Source organism: Peribacillus sp. NPDC097895, from assembly GCF_050277555.1.
Lineage (GTDB): Bacteria > Bacillota > Bacilli > Bacillales > DSM-1321 > Peribacillus.
In genome coordinates this window covers 703,444-720,694 of sequence record NZ_JBNNSH010000002.1, presented here as the reverse complement: position 1 = coordinate 720,694, position 17,251 = coordinate 703,444, and the positions used below count along the sequence as shown (strand labels likewise).

Annotated in this window: 21 protein-coding genes; 19 read left to right on the top strand and 2 right to left on the bottom strand. The window is 42.0% G+C overall.

Annotated features, from left to right (window positions below):
• Positions 1-6: 6 nt before the first annotated feature.
• The 13 genes from ACQKMH_RS14900 (at position 7) to paaX (ending at position 10,425) form a co-directional block, all read left to right on the top strand.
• Entirely contained in the window at positions 7-246 is a 240-nt protein-coding gene (locus tag ACQKMH_RS14900; RefSeq protein WP_133349024.1) for a ferredoxin, read from the top strand.
• A gap of 129 nt (positions 247-375) precedes the next feature.
• Positions 376-1,332, top strand: a complete 957-nt coding sequence (gene paaA, locus ACQKMH_RS14895) for a 1,2-phenylacetyl-CoA epoxidase subunit PaaA (protein ID WP_133349022.1) — start codon at positions 376-378, stop codon at positions 1,330-1,332.
• An 18-nt stretch (positions 1,333-1,350) separates the two neighbouring features.
• Entirely contained in the window at positions 1,351-1,710 is a 360-nt protein-coding gene (paaB, locus tag ACQKMH_RS14890; RefSeq protein ID WP_133349020.1) for a 1,2-phenylacetyl-CoA epoxidase subunit PaaB, read from the top strand.
• Positions 1,700-2,500, top strand: coding sequence for a 1,2-phenylacetyl-CoA epoxidase subunit PaaC (paaC, locus tag ACQKMH_RS14885; protein WP_427588266.1), 801 nt, complete (start codon positions 1,700-1,702; stop codon positions 2,498-2,500). The genes paaB and paaC overlap by 11 nt, the downstream gene beginning before the upstream one ends.
• Before the next feature lie 26 nt (positions 2,501-2,526).
• Positions 2,527-3,024, top strand: coding sequence for a 1,2-phenylacetyl-CoA epoxidase subunit PaaD (gene paaD / locus ACQKMH_RS14880; RefSeq protein WP_230157139.1), 498 nt, complete (start codon positions 2,527-2,529; stop codon positions 3,022-3,024).
• A gap of 20 nt (positions 3,025-3,044) precedes the next feature.
• Positions 3,045-3,350, top strand: a complete 306-nt coding sequence (locus ACQKMH_RS14875) for an EthD family reductase (RefSeq protein ID WP_098372584.1) — start codon at positions 3,045-3,047, stop codon at positions 3,348-3,350.
• Complete coding sequence (locus tag ACQKMH_RS14870; RefSeq protein ID WP_427588265.1) at positions 3,347-4,123, top strand: enoyl-CoA hydratase/isomerase family protein; 777 nt, start codon at positions 3,347-3,349, stop codon at positions 4,121-4,123. Before ACQKMH_RS14875 ends, ACQKMH_RS14870 begins: the two co-directional genes overlap by 4 nt.
• A gap of 10 nt (positions 4,124-4,133) precedes the next feature.
• On the top strand, positions 4,134-4,907 hold the full coding sequence (locus tag ACQKMH_RS14865; protein ID WP_427588264.1) for an enoyl-CoA hydratase-related protein: 774 nt from the start codon (positions 4,134-4,136) through the stop codon (positions 4,905-4,907).
• A gap of 22 nt (positions 4,908-4,929) precedes the next feature.
• Positions 4,930-6,447, top strand: coding sequence for an aldehyde dehydrogenase family protein (locus ACQKMH_RS14860; RefSeq protein ID WP_427588263.1), 1,518 nt, complete (start codon positions 4,930-4,932; stop codon positions 6,445-6,447).
• A gap of 120 nt (positions 6,448-6,567) precedes the next feature.
• Positions 6,568-7,440, top strand: a complete 873-nt coding sequence (locus tag ACQKMH_RS14855; RefSeq protein WP_427588262.1) for a 3-hydroxyacyl-CoA dehydrogenase — start codon at positions 6,568-6,570, stop codon at positions 7,438-7,440.
• Positions 7,437-8,645, top strand: a complete 1,209-nt coding sequence (locus ACQKMH_RS14850) for an acetyl-CoA C-acyltransferase (RefSeq protein WP_427588261.1) — start codon at positions 7,437-7,439, stop codon at positions 8,643-8,645. The genes ACQKMH_RS14855 and ACQKMH_RS14850 overlap by 4 nt, the downstream gene beginning before the upstream one ends.
• Before the next feature lie 40 nt (positions 8,646-8,685).
• Positions 8,686-9,462: an enoyl-CoA hydratase-related protein gene (locus ACQKMH_RS14845; RefSeq protein ID WP_427588260.1), complete on the top strand. Its 777-nt coding sequence runs from the start codon at positions 8,686-8,688 to the stop codon at positions 9,460-9,462.
• 81 nt (positions 9,463-9,543) lie between these two features.
• A complete protein-coding gene (gene paaX / locus ACQKMH_RS14840; RefSeq protein ID WP_427588522.1) occupies positions 9,544-10,425 on the top strand; it encodes a phenylacetic acid degradation operon negative regulatory protein PaaX in 882 nt (293 codons plus the stop codon).
• 91 nt (positions 10,426-10,516) lie between these two features.
• On the opposite strand, the gene ACQKMH_RS14835 is transcribed toward paaX, so the two are convergent.
• Positions 10,517-11,029, bottom strand: coding sequence for a gamma carbonic anhydrase family protein (locus ACQKMH_RS14835; protein ID WP_427588259.1), 513 nt, complete (start codon positions 11,027-11,029; stop codon positions 10,517-10,519).
• An 80-nt stretch (positions 11,030-11,109) separates the two neighbouring features.
• Between ACQKMH_RS14835 and ACQKMH_RS14830 the strand changes: the two genes are divergently transcribed.
• Positions 11,110-12,075, top strand: a complete 966-nt coding sequence (locus tag ACQKMH_RS14830) for an NAD(P)H-dependent flavin oxidoreductase (protein WP_427588258.1) — start codon at positions 11,110-11,112, stop codon at positions 12,073-12,075.
• 302 nt (positions 12,076-12,377) lie between these two features.
• Here the strand turns inward: ACQKMH_RS14830 and ACQKMH_RS14825 are convergent, their stop codons facing one another.
• Entirely contained in the window at positions 12,378-12,512 is a 135-nt protein-coding gene (locus tag ACQKMH_RS14825; protein ID WP_427588257.1) for a YjcZ family sporulation protein, read from the bottom strand.
• 216 nt (positions 12,513-12,728) lie between these two features.
• Here ACQKMH_RS14825 and ACQKMH_RS14820 point away from each other — a divergent pair, with 216 nt between their 5' ends.
• The 5 genes from ACQKMH_RS14820 (at position 12,729) to ACQKMH_RS14800 (ending at position 17,234) form a co-directional block, all read left to right on the top strand.
• A complete protein-coding gene (locus ACQKMH_RS14820) occupies positions 12,729-13,472 on the top strand; it encodes a metallophosphoesterase family protein (RefSeq protein ID WP_427588256.1) in 744 nt (247 codons plus the stop codon).
• A gap of 98 nt (positions 13,473-13,570) precedes the next feature.
• A complete protein-coding gene (locus tag ACQKMH_RS14815; RefSeq protein WP_427588255.1) occupies positions 13,571-13,705 on the top strand; it encodes a hypothetical protein in 135 nt (44 codons plus the stop codon).
• Between the two features lie 196 nt (positions 13,706-13,901).
• Positions 13,902-14,828, top strand: coding sequence for a cation diffusion facilitator family transporter (locus ACQKMH_RS14810; protein ID WP_427588254.1), 927 nt, complete (start codon positions 13,902-13,904; stop codon positions 14,826-14,828).
• A 296-nt stretch (positions 14,829-15,124) separates the two neighbouring features.
• Complete coding sequence (locus tag ACQKMH_RS14805) at positions 15,125-15,814, top strand: response regulator transcription factor (protein ID WP_427588253.1); 690 nt, start codon at positions 15,125-15,127, stop codon at positions 15,812-15,814.
• Positions 15,804-17,234, top strand: a complete 1,431-nt coding sequence (locus tag ACQKMH_RS14800; RefSeq protein ID WP_427588521.1) for a sensor histidine kinase — start codon at positions 15,804-15,806, stop codon at positions 17,232-17,234. Before ACQKMH_RS14805 ends, ACQKMH_RS14800 begins: the two co-directional genes overlap by 11 nt.
• Positions 17,235-17,251: the final 17 nt, after the last annotated feature.

Here is a 17,251-nt window from a genome sequence, read left to right as displayed (position 1 = left end):
GGCATCATGGCTAAATATGCAATTGTGGATCAAGAAACTTGCATTGCTTGCGGGGCATGCGGTGCCGCTGCGCCGGAAATCTTTGATTACAATGATGAGGGAGTCGCATTCGTCATCCTGGATGAAAATGAAGGAACCGCAGAAGTCGAAGAAGATTTATTTGATGACTTGGATGATGCACTGGAGGGCTGCCCAACAGAGTCCATCAAGGTGGAATCGTCGCCGTTTAACGTATTAGTTGAATAAAAGACTGGTCCAATTCCGATAATTTCCTTTTATTCAGCAAAAAGACAGAATAGTGTTGCATTTAATATAACAATAAAATATAATAACGTTATATAAACGTTATATATTATCGAATAAGAGGTGTTTTGGATGAACGTTCTTTTAAATGATATGGCAGAACAAGAAAAGCTAAATCAATTTATTGCCAGAATCGAGGCTGGAGAAAAGATAGAAGCGGATGATTGGATGCCTGAAGATTACCGAGGCACCCTCATCAAATTAATTTCAATGCATGGCATAAGTGAAATCATGGGGGCGCTTCCAGAAAAGGAATGGGTACCTAAAGCTCCGACCTTAAATAGAAAACTTGGAATCATGGCAAAGGTGCAGGATGAAATGGGGCATGGACAATTATTGCTTCGAGTCGCGGAGGATTTGCTAAAGCCTTATAACAAAAAACGGGATGACCTTATGCAAGATTTATTTAATGGAGATTTAAAGTTTCATAATGTTTTCCATATGGAAGCAAAAACTTGGGGAGATGCAGGATTGATTGGCTGGTTGGTTGATGGGGCAGCGATCATTTCCCAAACGAACATGCTTGGCGCTTCATACGGACCTTATGCCCGTGCGCTGCAAAGGATTTGCGCGGAAGAAGTTTTTCACGCTCAGCATGGTGAAGCGATCATCATGGCTTTGGCAGAAGGAACGGAAGAACAAAGGAAATTGGTTCAAGATTCCATCAATTATTGGTGGGAATCCTTGTTACTCTTCTTTGGACCTCCGAGTAAGAAAGAGGTGGGTTCATCCAAGCAGGATGTAACGATCAAATACAGGATCAGAACAAGTACCAATGAAGAGCTTCGCCAAGCTTTCTTTTCTAAATATGTGAAGCGGATTCTTTCACTCGGCTATACCATTCCCGATGAAACACTTCGATTTGATAAAGAATCGGAAACCTGGATTTACCAACAACCCGACTGGGGGAAATTGAAGGTGTACGCAAGAAATGAAGGGCCACGTTCACAGGATCGCTTAAGTCTTCGAAGAATTTCTTATGAAAATAATAAATGGGTGCGCGAAGCGTTAGCGCCGAAGGTCATCTAAGGGAGGGGGAAGGACTATATGGAAACTAGACAAAAAACTTACTTTGAAGAATTTGAAGTATTTAGCCGAAAAACACAAACCTCACCCGTTCAATATCATTTTAGCCTGCTGGCCCCCAATGAGGATATCGCCATCATGATGGCACAAGAAAATTTCATGAGACGTGAAGCGGTAGATGATATCTGGGTGGTTAAAAGACAGAATATACGGAAAATGACGGTCGAGGAAAAGAAAACGCTTCAACGTATGGATAATAAAGATTACAGGACTACAAAAGGATATGGATACCTAAAGAAAAAATGGCGGAAGTACGAGCAGGAAATGCTCGATGAAAAAGAGATAATGTCTTGGGCTGGAGGCGTGAAAAATGGGGAATGAATCATTGAAGGACATCGCAATCAAGGAATTGCTGCTTCACTTGGCGGACGATGATTTTATCCATTCGTATCGTGGTTCGGAATGGCTGGGACTCGCTCCGCATATTGAAGAAGATGTTGCATCCTCCTCGATCGCCCAAGATACGATGGGGCATGCAGCGATATATTATAAATTATTGGAAGAAATCGGCGTAGGGAATGCAGATCAGCTGGCCCATGATCGACCAGCGAAAGAACGGCGTAATGCAATTATCCTGGAAGTGGTCAATGGTCCTGGATACTATATGAAGGATCCTGAATATGATTGGGCTTTTGCAGTGGTGCGGAATTATCTTTATACCCAAGCCAAAGCGATTAAGCTTCAATCCCTTCATACAAGTTCATATGAACCGCTTGCAGAAGTGGCACAAAAAGTACAGATGGAACTTTACTATCATTTGATGCACTGGAAAATGTGGTTCGTCCAATTGCTGGGTTCCGGTCACGAAGAAGCGGTTTCGAGAATGAAAGCAGCGATCGAGAAAACAATACAGGATTTCGCTGGCGTTTTTTCACTTGGGCAATACGGAGAAGAAATGGTGGAGCTCGGACTGATTGAAGGCGAAGCTGACTTACAAAAGAAATGGATCGAGGCTGTTTCCCCCATTTTTGAAAGTGTAGGTTTAGCAACAACCTTTGAAATAGGAATGGCCAAAGGTGATGGACGAAATGGCCAGCATACGGAAGATTTGGAAAAGGCGCTGGAAACGTTATGCGAAGTGTATGCAAGCGATAAAGCAGCTTCATGGTGAAACACTAGAAAAAGGGGAGGGGTATCATGTCGACCGTACTGTTGAACACAAAAGAAATATATAAGCTCCTGGAAGACGTAAAAGATCCCGAAATCGATACAGTCAGTATTCTGGATTTAGGGATGGTAGAAAACGTGACGGTTTCGGGCCAGGACGTTTTGGTGAAGATGCTGCCGACTTTTCTGGGGTGCCCGGCATTGTCGATCATTCAGAAAAATGTGGAAACTGCTATTAAACAGCATCCTGCCGTAAAAAATGTCAGCGTTGAATTTTTACGCTCCCCTTCCTGGACATCCGATCGAATTACGGAAAAGGGGAAAGCTGGACTGAAGCTTTTCGGAATCTCCCCTCCTCCTCGTCAAATGAAAAAAGATGGATCCTGGCATGTGGATTGCCCGTATTGTGAATCCACTTATGTCACGATGGAAAATATATTCGGCCCAACGGCTTGCCGCAGCATTTTATACTGCAAGTCGTGTAAAAATCCGTTCGAAGCGATGAAACCGATGATAAAAATGATCTAATAAAATGGAGGTTTTCTAAAATGGTAAAACTAATCGCCCTTTATAAACAACCTGAAAACAAGGAAGAATTCGATGAGCACTACTTCAATGTACATGGTCCGATAACGGAAAAAATTCCTGGTCTTCAAAAAATGGAGGTCACTAAAATAGTCGGGACACCGATGGGCAAAGACTCTGAGTATCACATTCTATGTGAAATGTATTATGAAGACCATGATGCACTGCAAAAAGGAATGCGTTCTCCAGAAGGCAAAGCATCAGGGAAAGACTTAATGGGCTTTGCGGGGAAACTTGTAACGATGATGATCGGCGAAGAAATAAAATGAATGCGCTTCAATTCATTGAAACGTCAATCGAGGACGGCATTGGTTATATCTTTTTAAATCGGCCGCAGCAATTGAATGCGCTTAACAGGAAAATGGTCAGGGAAATCGTTTCATCCTTGGAGGCATTCGACCTCGACCCACAAGTGAAGGTGATTTTGCTGGCGGGCAATGGAAAAGCATTTTCTGCTGGAGCTGATATTGACGAAATGGCTAACGACAATCCAATCAATCTGGAGGTAACGAACCAATTTGCCGATTGGGATCGAATAAACCTAGTTAAGAAGCCTGTAATTGGTGCGGTGAAAAGTTTTGTATTCGGTGGTGGTTTTGAACTTGCTTTATCCTGCGATTTCTTGATTGCCGCCAGCGACACCCAGTTTTCCTTTCCGGAAGTGACTCTAGGAGTCATGCCTGGTGCAGGCGGAACGCAGAGGCTGACGAAATTGGTAGGCAAAATGAAGGCGCTTGAATGGATATTGTCGGCCGAAAGGATTAATGCTAAGACAGCTTTGCATTACGGTTTCATCAATAAGATCGTTGCTCCTGAATTGTTAATGGAAGAATCGATTGATTTTGCTAGAAAGATAGCAAAGCAACCTCCGTTAGCTGTAAGGCTGATTAAAGAATCCGTCAATAAAGCCGTTGATCTTTCCTTATATGAGGGTATGCAATTTGAACGAAAGAACTTCTATATTCTTTTTGCATCAGAAGACCAAAAAGAAGGAATGAAAGCATTTGTTGAAAAAAGAAAGCCTAAATTCACAGGCGGATAAGGAGTGCTCTATGTACGAAACGATCACTTATAGGGTTGAAAACGGAGTGGCTTGGCTTACTTTGAACCGTCCTGATAAACTTAATGCCTTTACTTCCCAAATGAATAAAGAAATACAAAAAGCGATCAAAACATCTTCGGGGTCCGATGAAGTGCGGGCCATTATCATCACAGGTGAAGGCAGGGCCTTTTGCTCCGGACAAGATTTATCGGATTTGGATGATAGCATGAATTTAGGTCAATTGCTGCGTGAAAATTACGGTCCAATGATGCAGCAAATAGCAAGCTGTGAAAAACCGATCATCGCAGCGGTCAATGGGGTGGCTGCAGGGGCCGGTTTCAGCCTTGCACTGGCATGCGATTTCCGGCTTGTTTCTGAAAAAGCCAGTTTTATAAATGCCTTTGTCAATATCGGATTGATTCCTGATTCAGGAAATCTGTATTACCTTTCGCGGATTGTCGGTCATGCGAAAGCCTTGGAATTATCTTTATTAGGGGAAAAGGTTACGGCTAGCGAGGCGAAAAATATCGGAATCGCTACAAAAGTGATCAGTGTGGAATCATGGGACGAGGAATTGAAAGCCTTTGCAGAGAATCTCGCAAACAAACCGACGAAAGCAATCGGCTTAATCAAAAGATACTTAGAGGCATCCTATCACCTTTCATTGGAAGAATACTTAAAAGAAGAAGCGGAGGGTCAGCGGATCGCTGGCTTAACGATGGATTATGCTGAAGGTGTGGCAGCATTCATGGAAAAAAGGAAAGCTCAATTCATAGGCAAGTAATATAAAAAGGGAGTGGGATTACATGGTTAAAGTTCAAGAGTCAGCATTTGAAAAAGCGGAAACGAAACGTGATTATTACCACCTTATCATTAATGGAGAAAGAGTGGAAAGCTCTAATGGATCCACTATTGATGCGTACAATCCTGCGACTGGTGAAATCATTGCCAAGGTTGCAAAGGCCACTAAGGAAGATGCAGAGAGAGCCGTTCAAGCTGCTCGTGAAGCATTTGATAACGGTAAATGGAAGAAAACTCCGATCAATAAACGGTCCCGTGTATTGAACAAGATTGCAGCGATCATGCGATCACGCTTCAATGAATTGGTTGAATTGGAAGTCCTGAATAGCGGCAAATCCATTTCTGCAGCGCAAGGCCAAGTCATGCAGGCAATAGAAGATTTCGAATTTTATGCAGGTGCTTTAGTTGGGCATCGTGGATCTGTCAATAATGTACCTGGTCAATTCCATAACTATACGGAGAAAGAGCCTGTGGGTGTTTGTGCACAAATCATACCTTGGAATTATCCAATGATGATGGCGGCTTGGAAAATTGCACCTGCCATTGCAGTTGGATGTTCGGTCATTGTTAAGCCAGCCTCTTTAACACCGCTGACTGCCATCGTATTAGGGGAAATCTGTTTAGAAGCAGGTGTGCCTTCCGGAGTGGTCAATATCATCCCAGGTCCTGGATCAGACGTAGGGAATTACCTTGTCGAACATCCTAAAGTGAATAAGGTAGCCTTCACAGGTTCTACGCCAATCGGCAGGGATCTCATGGGCAAAGCTTCTCAAACATTAAAAAGGGTAACATTGGAGCTTGGCGGAAAGTCTCCTAATATTGTATTTGAAGATGCTGACCTTGAAGCAGCAATCGATGGATCCTTATATGGAATTTTCTACAATACTGGACAATCTTGCGAAGCAAGATCCCGTTTATACGTACATGAGGACATTTACGAGGAATTCGTTACTAGATTCGTAGAAAAAACGAAGAAATTGAAATTGGGCAATCCGCTGGATAAAGAAACACATGTCGGTGCAGTCATAGATCAAGGGCAATTGGATGTCATCGACAATTATGTCCAATCTGCCATTGCTGATGGAGCGGATATCCTGACTGGAGGAAAGCCGGCGACTATTGAAGGCTTCGAAAGCGGTTATTGGTATGAGCCGACGGTCATTGCCAATGTGAATCATGATATGAATGTCGTTAAAGAGGAAATATTCGGACCGGTTGTTGTCATCATGAAATTCAAAGATGAAAAAGAAGCCATTAGACTTGCGAATGATACAGAATTCGGATTGGGCTCAGCACTTTGGACAAAGGATGGCGGGCGTGCGACGCGGGTTGCCAACCAAATCGAAGCGGGAATCGTCATGGTGAACTGTCCATTTTCCGCATTTCCTGGTACACCTTTCGGAGGGTATAAACAGTCAGGATTCGGCAGGGAACTTTGTATTGAGACGCTTGATCTTTATACAGAAACGAAAAGCATCATTTCCTATCATGGAAGCCGTCCCTTAAATCCTTTTGGCATTTAAAAAAACATAAAATAGGGTGCTGGCAAAACGATCTGTCGGAAAAGTAATTCAGGTTTGGGATGAATGCTGATCTGATTCATTGTAGCCAGCCCTATTTATTTTGAAGGAGGAATGATTTGAATGATTAGAAATCTAGTGATTGTAGGATCTGGTGTCATGGGCAGGGGAATTGCCTATGTAGGGGCAACAGGAGGCTTTGATGTAATATTGGTGGATGTGAATCAAGACGCATTGGAAAGTGCAAAAAAAGAGATCGATACCATTTTTGAAAAGGGTGTGCGCTACCAAAAGATCACACAGGAGGAAGCGGCTTCTGCAAAAAGCAGACTTTCGTATTCCTCCAATTTGAAAGAGTCAGCAGCATATGCCGATATAATCATAGAAGCTGTTCCGGAAAAGGCAGAAATTAAGAAAGCCGTTTTCGAAACAATTGAAGAGCATGCAAAAGAAGGCTGTTACTTTGCAACAAATACTTCCACTATGAGTCCGACAGAAATTGGTTCATATGGAAAACGTCCTGAAAAAACGATTGCGATGCATTTTTTCAACCCTGTCCAAAAGATGCCACTCGTGGAAATAGTACGCGGGCTTGAAACAAGTGATGAAACGGCAGCCATAATAAAAGAGGTGGCTGAAAAAATGGGGAAAGAGACCGTGGTCATCAACGAATTCCCTGGTTTTGTTACCAGTAGAATCAGCTGTCTGGTAGGTAATGAAGCGTTCTTTATGCTTCAAGAAGGGTTAGGGACACCAGAAGAAATCGATAAAGCAATAAAGTTAGGGTTGAATTACCCGATGGGACCATTTGAGCTAGGTGATTTGGTGGGATTGGATGCCCGTTTAAATAATTTAAGATATTTACATAGTAAGCTAGGTGAGAAATACCGTCCGGCACCACTGCTTGAGCAGTATGTTAAAGCTGGCAGACTAGGCCGAAAGTCAGGTAAAGGTGTGTACGATTATACAAAAGATGGGGAGCTGGTGAGAAAATGAAGGATGTTGTGATTGTTGATGCCGTGAGAACACCAATAGGAAGATATAAAGGCGCATTGAAAAGTGTTCGCCCGGATGACCTGGGTGCAATTGTCATCAAGGCGCTGACAGATCGCAATCCTAAGCTTCCCCCAGAGCAAATTGAAGATGTCATCTTCGGAAATGCAAATCAAGCTGGTGAGGATAATCGAGATGTTGCCAGAATGTCTGCACTTTTAGCCGGCCTTCCTGTAAACGTGGCTGGAACGACAATAAATCGTTTGTGCGGATCAGGACTTGATGCCGTTATGTATGCTGCTCGTTCCATAGCTGCAGGGGAAGGCGATATTTATATCGCAGGCGGGACCGAAAGCATGACAAGAGCGCCATATGTCATGGCCAAACCTGAAATTGAATTCCCGCGGGGTTCGATGGAGCTTCAGGATACAACGATCGGCTGGCGTTTCACGAATGAGAAACTTGAAGAAATGTATGGTGCGGATTCCATGCCTCAAACAGCTGAAAATGTCGCTCAGCGCTTTTCGGTTTCAAGGGAAGATCAAGATCAATTCGCGTTTCAAAGCCAGCAAAGGGCGAAAATAGCAGTGGAAAATGAGCGATTCATTAATGAAATCGTACCTGTTCGATATACGGACCGTAAAGGGAATGAGGTCATTTTCGATAAAGATGAACACCCTCGTCCTGACACGACCATCGAAAAGCTGGCAAAACTCAAACCGATTTTTAAAGGTGGTACGGTAACGGCCGGTAATGCCTCCGGTGTTAATGATGGAGCCTCTGCCTTGCTATTAATGAGTGCAGAAAAGGCACGGGAGCTAGGGGTTAAACCTCTGGCCAAATATGTAGTAGGAGCGGTTGCAGGCTTAGAACCGTCGATTATGGGCCTTGGTCCCATACATGCTACGAAAAAAGCGATGGAGCGGGCGGATTTATCTATTGAAGATATTGGGCTAGTCGAATTGAATGAAGCATTCGCTTCCCAATCCGTGGAGTGTATCCGCCAATTGAAACTGGATCAGGAAAAAGTGAATGTCAATGGCGGGGCGATAGCGTTTGGCCATCCACTCGGTGCGAGCGGTGCGCGTATTTTAACAACACTTGTTCACGAAATGAAAAAGCGGAAAGTACGCTACGGTCTTGCAACGATGTGTGTCGGTGTTGGGCAGGGGATATCAGCCATTATAGAAAATATTGAAAATGATTGATGGTAGTGAACCATTTTTTTTATAAAAGGGGAGAAGAATCATGTCTAACGTCATTTATAATGTGAATAATCAAATTGGCTATATAACAGTGAATCGACCTGACGTATTGAATTGCTTCGACTATGAGACACTTTCTGAACTGCAGGAAGTCGTTGATGCTGTTTATATGGACGGAGATATCCGTGCCGTCATTTTCACGGGTGCAGGAGAAAAAGCATTCAGCGCAGGAGCGGATTTAAAGGAAAGAAAGACTTTGAATGATGCGGAAGTAAGAAGGAACGTTAAATTGATTCGCGATGTTTTTAATAGTATCGCAGGGCTTCCGCAGCCAACCATAGCTGCCGTTAATGGATATGCATTGGGGGGAGGATTTGAGTGGCTGCTTTCATGTGATTTTGCAATTGCAGCTGAAGGTGTTTCATTGGGGCTCACTGAAACTAGCTGGGCCATCATTCCTGGAGCAGGCGGTACACAGCGGCTGCCGAGATTGATAGGTGAAATGAAAGCGAAGGAATTAATCTTTACTGCTAAAAAATTGACAGCAGAAGAGGCGTGTCAACTAGGGATCCTATTGAAGGTCGTTCCGAGGGATGAATTGTTATCAGTCTGTGAGGAATTGGCAGGAAAGATTATGAATAATGGGCCGATTGCAGTCAAGCAAGCCAAATATGCCATTGTCCAGGGAATGAATACAGACTTGCAAACCGGAATGGCCATAGAGGGGAAAGCCTATGAATTGACCATTCCGACTCAAGATAGATTGGAAGCGCTCGAAGCATTTAGTGAGCGGAGAAAAACGCAATTTACGGGTAAATGATATTGCGGTTTCATTTTAAAAAGATATAATAGTATTTATGCAGTCCGTGTGAAAATCGTAACAATGAAAGAGGTGAGAAATATAGGAACTAATACGCAATCCATGATTTTTACGATTTATGGTGATTATATCCGTAACTATGGAAATAAAATCTGGATAGGCAGTTTAATTCGTTTATTAAAGGAATTCGGCCACAATGAACAGGGCGTACGTGTAGCCGTTTCCCGTATGGTCAAACAAGGCTGGATTCAATCAGAGAAGCAGGGAAATAAGAGCTATTACTTTTTGACTGATCGCGGTGTACAGCGAATGGATGAAGCGGCCAATCGCATATATAAAATGAAACCAAATGATTGGGACGGTAAATGGCGCATTTTAATGTACACGATCCCTGAAGATAAACGTCAATTACGGGATGATCTTCGAAAAGAATTATTATGGAGTGGATTTGGCAGCTTTTCCAATGGTTGCTGGATTTCCCCTAATGACTTGGAAAAACAAATCAAACTCTTGATCGAGAAATACGATATCAATGAATATGTTGATTTTTTCATTTCGGAATACAAGGGTCCCAAACAAAATCAATCGCTTGTCGAGAAGAGTTGGCATTTAGAAGAGATTGAGAATAAATATGAAGAATTCATCGAGAAATACAGCAAACAATTCATCGTGCACCAAAGCATCATTAGCAGGAGGGAAATGTCTGATGCTGATTGCTTTGTGGAACGAACGAATTTGGTGCATGAATACCGCAAGTTTTTATTTATCGATCCAGGCTTGCCCAAGGAACTATTGCCTTCCAAGTGGAACGGGAATCATGCCGCACTTTTATTCAGCCAGTATTATCAAGTCTTGGCTGAACCAGCAAGCAGATTCTTTGAAAGCGTATTTCAGGAAAATAATGATTTATGCCGGAAAGATGAAACCTATGATGCTAAGGATCATCCTCTAATCATTAAGTAAAAAAGGTTCGGCCAGTCACTAGTGACTGGCCGAAGCTCTTTTTTACATGATATAGCCACATAAGGACAACGGGGTATGTTCAGTGTGAAAATTAATCAAGCAGCCCTTTGAAGTCCTTTCCTTTTTGAACATATGTATCAACCGAAAGTTGGATCAATTCAAGATCTTTATCATTCAATCTGCGAACCACTCGCCCTGGGGAACCAATAACTAGCGAACGTGGAGGTATACTTTTGCCAGCGGCAATCAATGTATTTGCTCCGACGATGCATTCTTCGCCAATTTCTACATTATCCAATATCGTTGAACCCATACCGATAATGGACCGTTTGCCTATTTTACAACCATGTAGGATAACGTTGTGACCAACCGTCACTTCGTCTTCGATGACAACAGGGCAACCTTCAAATAAGTGGATGGTGGAGTTATCCTGAATACTGCACTTCTCTCCTATTGTAATTGAATCTTCATCACCGCGTAGAACGGAGTTAAACCAAATGGACGATTCTTTTCCAATTGAAATATCACCGATTAAATGAGCACCAGGTGCAACAAAAACAGTTTCGTCAATAGAAGGTTTTTTATTATTGTACGGAATAATCATAGTCTCGCTCCTTTTGGAAAAGTCAGAATTGTTTTTCTAATGAATATAGTATAACATTAAATGGACAGGGAGGGGTAAAAGTGAAATATATTTGTGAACTTTTTTCGATAAAATATCCTATTATTCAAGGCGGCATGGGGAACATAAGCAATGCAAGTCTAGCAGCCGCAGTATCCAATGCAGGTGGCTTAGGGACAATAGGGTGCGGTACCATGAACCCTGAACAGGTAGAAGCCATCATTCTTGAAACCAAAGATAAAACCGATAAAAATTTCGCGTTGAACATACCGATAAACGTTAATCCATATACAGATGAGTTAATCAATCTTGTCCTGAAGCATGATATACCAGTCGTTTCCTTATCAGCTGGAAATCCTGCCCCTTACATTCCGCAATTGCAACAAAAAAATATAAAAGTGATCGCTATCGTTGCTTCGGTCAAGCACGCGCAAAAAGCGCAAGCCGCTGGAGCCGATGTGTTGGTTGCTGAAGGGTTTGAAGCTGCCGGCATCAATTCGAACCTGGAATTGACCACATTTTCACTCATCCCGCAAATCAGCAAGCATGTGAACCTGCCTGTTTTGGCTGCTGGCGGAATCGGAAATGGCCAGGGTCTGGCAGCTGCATTGATGCTGGGAGCTTCAGGCGTCCAGTTAGGAACAAGGCTGATTGCAACACAAGAAGCACCGTTCCATCCGTCATATAAACAGAAACTAATCGAAGCGATGGGCAATGATACGGTAATTTTGGGCAGATCCGTTGGTCAGGTCAGAAGAGTATTGAAGGATCCATATACCGAAAAAGTCCTGGATTTGGAAAAACAGGGGCTGTCTCCTATGAATTATCGTGAAATGACCTCTGAAGTTCATCATATTAATGGTGCAATGAACGGGGATGTTAACAATGGTTTTATGAACAGCGGCCAGGTTGCCGGATTGATTGACGATATCCCCACGGTCAAGGAGTTACTTGATGGCATGATGAAAGATGCGAAAAAACAAATGGAGGATGGATTGAGCAGGCTCTCTGCCCCTTTTATGATTTGAGAGCAGAGGGTAGAAATATTGCAATTAGTTCATGTCTAGCAGAGGTTATTCCCTTGGGTAACTTTCAGAAGCTTAAGGTCAATTCGTCCTTAAGCTTTTTTCGGGACATTTAATTATTATACTTCTTATAATCTGAATTCTGCAGTAAATAGCTGGATAACACAATATGGGATTATGGAACATATCGTTTATGAAATCATGGGGTGCCGGGATTATATGTAATAAAAGTTTGATAAGGGAAAATGACTATGGAAAAACAAAGAAGGCGCCATGATCAGGCGCCTTTTTCATTTTTGACATTATCAGAATCCACCGAATCCGCAACTGCATCCAATGATGATTAGCAGGATAAATAATACGATCAGCAATGCAAATCCGTTATTGAAACCGCCGCAGCCGCCACCGCCGCCACAACTATCGTTACCAAATCCACCCATTCAATTTCCTCCTCATACATATTATGAATTACATACCTAGCAAAACATCTTTACCGGGAATACTTCATACTATGTATTCTAGGCCGAAGTGTTAGCTTATTCATAAAAAATGGGCGTTAAACAAATCAGGGGAATAAGCCCGAATATTTTTTTGATTTCGTTTGAAATGTTATAATATACCTTGTGGATTATGGGGGAAGGGAGCTGAGCTTAGTCATGAAAGTTGCCATTATAACGGATGTGCATGGTAATGCTTCAGCGTTAAATGCTGTTCTTAGGGATATTGATCAAAGGGAGGATATCGATCATATCTATTGTTTGGGAGATATGGTTGGAATAGGCCCGGATACAAATGAAGTCCTTGAACTTTTATTTTCGAGAAATGATTTATCGATGTTAACTGGAAATCATGATGAAGCTGTACTCGCCATCATTAACGGGGAGCCGCATCCGGAAGGTCACATTCATGTCAAGGAGCATCATGAATGGATAGCGCGAAGAATGCATTGGAATTTCATTGCAAAACTGGAGAATTTACCTCGCACCATACAGAATACCATCAATGATCACTCCGTTTACTTCACTCATTATCACATGGAACCGAAGAAGTTGGATGAACACATAAGCCAAAACCCTTTTAGTAAAATCGTCGAACCGAATTTATATAACTTAGAAAGACTTTTTAAAGATCAGCATCACGATTTAATTGGATTTGGACATCATCACCCTATCCATCATTTTAAAAATGACAGAACGATATTCCTGAATCCAGGTTCTCTTGGCTGTAATGGTGAACCTGTTGCACCTTATGCCATCGTTACGATTGAAAATGCCGGTATACAGGTATATCTCGAACAAGTCATCTATGATAATTCATCGTTTCTATTATCCTATAAAAGCTTACAAGTTCCTGAGCATGAATTCATTATACGTGCGTTCCATGGTGGGCAGCAGGTCTGAACCTTTTATAAATGATGAAAATGGGGAAATGTTCAGCATAAAGGTACATGCCTGTGGATACGATAATAGGCAAAACATGATGATGCGGGAGGTAGGCCATGAAGGAACATGAAAAGCAAAGAAATTTTCAAGATCAACAAGAGAAGGAACGTCACAGTTTTGTCTGTAATAATGAATTGTTTAATAAAGATCTGCATGCCATTGTCGATGATACGATGCAAGAAGAAAGATAAACAAAAAATAAACGCTGCAGGAAAAGTCTGCGGTGTTTATTTTTTGTTTTTAGGAAGGTTTTCCTAAAAAGGGATCTTTTATTTGCTTTTTTTAACATTTGCTTTGCAGCAATGAAATCGGGAAGTGAATCATTTGAAACCATTCTAGATTTATCCCATACTATATATAAGTTTTAAATCCGAGAGGAGGAATGGCATGGGACATCATCATGGTCACTCCCATGAACATGGGCACGGACACCACCATCATTCTAATAATAAAAAAGCGTTGTTGGCTTCTTTCTTGTTAATCACTACATTTATGGTAGTTGAGGTTATTGGAGGATTCATGACAAATAGTCTGGCTTTACTGTCGGATGCAGGTCACATGCTTAGCGATGCGGCAGCTTTAGGACTTAGTTATACAGCGATAAGGTTCGGTGAAAGAAAAGCGACATCGTCCAAATCGTATGGATATAAAAGGTTTGAAATCATTGCTGCTTGTTTGAATGGATTGACCTTAATCGTGATATCCGTTTTCATTTTCATAGAGGCAATTAAAAGGTTCATCAATCCCCCTGAGGTACAAAGCCTCGGAATGCTAATGATTTCAATCATTGGTTTACTGGTTAATATCATTGCCGCATGGATTTTAATGAGCGGAGATAAGGAAGACAATTTGAATGTACGGAGTGCCTTTTTACATGTCATTGGTGATATGCTTGGATCGGTGGGTGCCATTGCTGCCGCACTCTTGATTTATTTTTTCGATTGGGGAATGGCAGATCCGATTGCGAGTGTCATCGTTGCGATTTTAATTATTATCAGCGGATTTAGAGTAGTGAGGGATTCTTTCCATATCTTGATGGAGGGTACACCCGAGCAAGTCGATATGGATGAAGTGAAAACATCCTTGATGGAATTGGGCAGTGTATCAGATGTCCATGATCTCCATATCTGGACGATCACCTCTGGTTTTTTGACCATGAGCTGTCATGTTGTCATAGATGAGAGTGGCAACCACGATTCTGTTTTAGCAGAAGCACAAAAACTACTTCACGATCAGTTTGGAATTGAACATAGCACGATTCAAGTGGAAAGACAGGAAGTGGGCTGTCCGAATCCACACGAAACATGTAATTGAAAAGAGGCTGGCTCCACCTTGAGCCAGCCTCTTAAGGGTGTATATAAGAAAATCATAAGTTTTGTACAAGCTTTATCCGTTTCCATATAACTTTTTCCTAGAAGGTTAAAATGAATCGAGATTCTTCGTACAAAATAAGTTTAATGGAAAGTACTAAGGGAAATCGTAGCCAAATTTTGCTGCGAACATAATCCTGACACATTAAAAGGGTAAAATTGAGGGAAAAAGCTCTTATACTTTAATAGTTAGCATATACAAAATGATTCCACTATAATTCAGGAAGGAGGAATCCTTAAATGAAGAAAATTTTAGTAGTAGAAGATGAATTGGCCATTTCAATGGTATTGAAAGCATATTTGGAGCGTGAAGGTTTTAATGTAGTCCAAGTATACGATGGGTTAAAGGCCATTCCTGTATTTGAAGAAACGACGCCGGACCTTGTCCTGCTTGATGTCATGCTGCCGGGAAAGGAAGGCTGGGATATATTGAAGGAAATCAGGGAGGGTAATACATGCCCGGTTATCATGTTGACGGCACTGAATGATGTCGATTACCGATTATCCGGATTTAAGTCAGGTGCGGATGATTACATCTCTAAACCATTTGTTGCCGAGGAAGTCGTGGCACGGGTGCATGCCGTTTTAAGGAGATCCTCGACTGTTGTTGCGGAAGATGATCATGTACATGAGTTTGGGAGTTTAACCATCGATGATCAGTCTTATATGGTGCAATTGAATGGGAAAGAAATAAGTTTGACACCACGTGATTTATCTCTTCTCATTTTTTTCGCTAAACACCCTAATCAAATTTTTACGAGGGAGCAGCTGCTCGATCAAGTGTGGGGCATGGATTATGATGGCAGTGACCGTGCCGTGGACCTGGCAATCAAACGAATCAGGAAGGCAATCGATGCATGGCCTGCAGCTGAAGGGGAAATAAAAACGTTGCGCGGATTGGGGTATCAATTGAGTGTCTATGAAAACTAAAAAAAGAACCACTTTACAACGTTATTGGACGAAGAGATACGTATTGACCTTGATTTCAGGTTTGATATTATTGTCTGTTTTTTCCTTATGGTGGATGGAAAAAACAGCTTTGGAATATAGGCTTAGCCTCCTTAAGTACTTAGCTGATGAAACATCAGATCGGGCGATAAAGGAAAATGGACAGATAGTCGTTGGTCCGGTCCTTTCGGAGATTGTTGAGGAAAGGGAAAAAATCCTTCATCTGAACCAACAGCCAATCATCTATATCGTCGACACTGATGGCAGCATCATTTATACGATGCCTCAGTTGTATATCGATCCGGATGAAAACAAACTTCCAGACGTCATTATGAAAAATAGGGAATTAATTCAAAAGGTCAAGATTTCCGACAACAAAGTATATGTCGTCAAATCCCCCATTACGTTTAATGATGAGACGAGAGGGTGGGTGGTCATCGCACAGGAAGAAGCAGCATTAAAGGAAATCAACCAAGATCATGGCTTGTTGGCAATCATGATAGGAGGCCTTTTAATTCTTGGAACGGGAGTCATTTATTTTCTTTCGAGGCAGATTTCGCGGCCCATCCAAGACGTAGCTAACGCCGCGGTCCAGGTTCGTGAAGGCAACTATGATATCCATTTCAAAGAGGAAGAAGAAATAAAGGAAGAAGAAATTTATGAACTGATCGAATCATTTAAGGAAATGACCAATCGATTGAAAGCGATGGAGAAGTTACGGGCAGAATTACTAGCTGGTGTAACCCATGATTTGAAAACGCCTGTCACTTCTATTAGCGGACTCATACAAGCGGTTAAGGATGATGTCGTTACGGGAGAGCAGAGTAAGGAATTCTTGGATATTTCCTTAAAGGAAACACAGCGGCTACAAGATATGATAGAAGATTTACTTAATTATAATGCCATTTCTGCAGGCGCTTTTAAAATTCGTGTGCAACGGGAAAATATCAATAAATTCATCCAGGAAATCGCCTATCGCTGGCAAGTAACCCAGGATGATGATCAAGCGTTCGAGCTTGTTATAAAAGTTCCTGATGAACCTGTCTTTGGTCAAATAGATCCATTGCGGATGCAGCAAATTGTCATTAACCTTTTGAATAATGCCAGGCATGCTCTTGATGGCAACGGGAAAATAGCGATTCACCTTTATGAAAAGGAGGATGATCGAATCTGCATTGACGTCCAGGACAGTGGACGAGGAATTCCGAAACATGAACAACAGTATGTGTTTGAACCATTTTATCGAGGTGAAAGCAAAAAGTTGAAGATACGTGGTTTAGGTTTGGGGCTGCCATTCAGTAAGATGCTCGCAAAAGCACAAAATGGGGATCTTGTACTGAAGGATAGCAATGAACAAGGCACCACCTTTACGATCATTGTAGAGAAGACGAATCAAATATAAAAAAAGGGTTGTCCAAT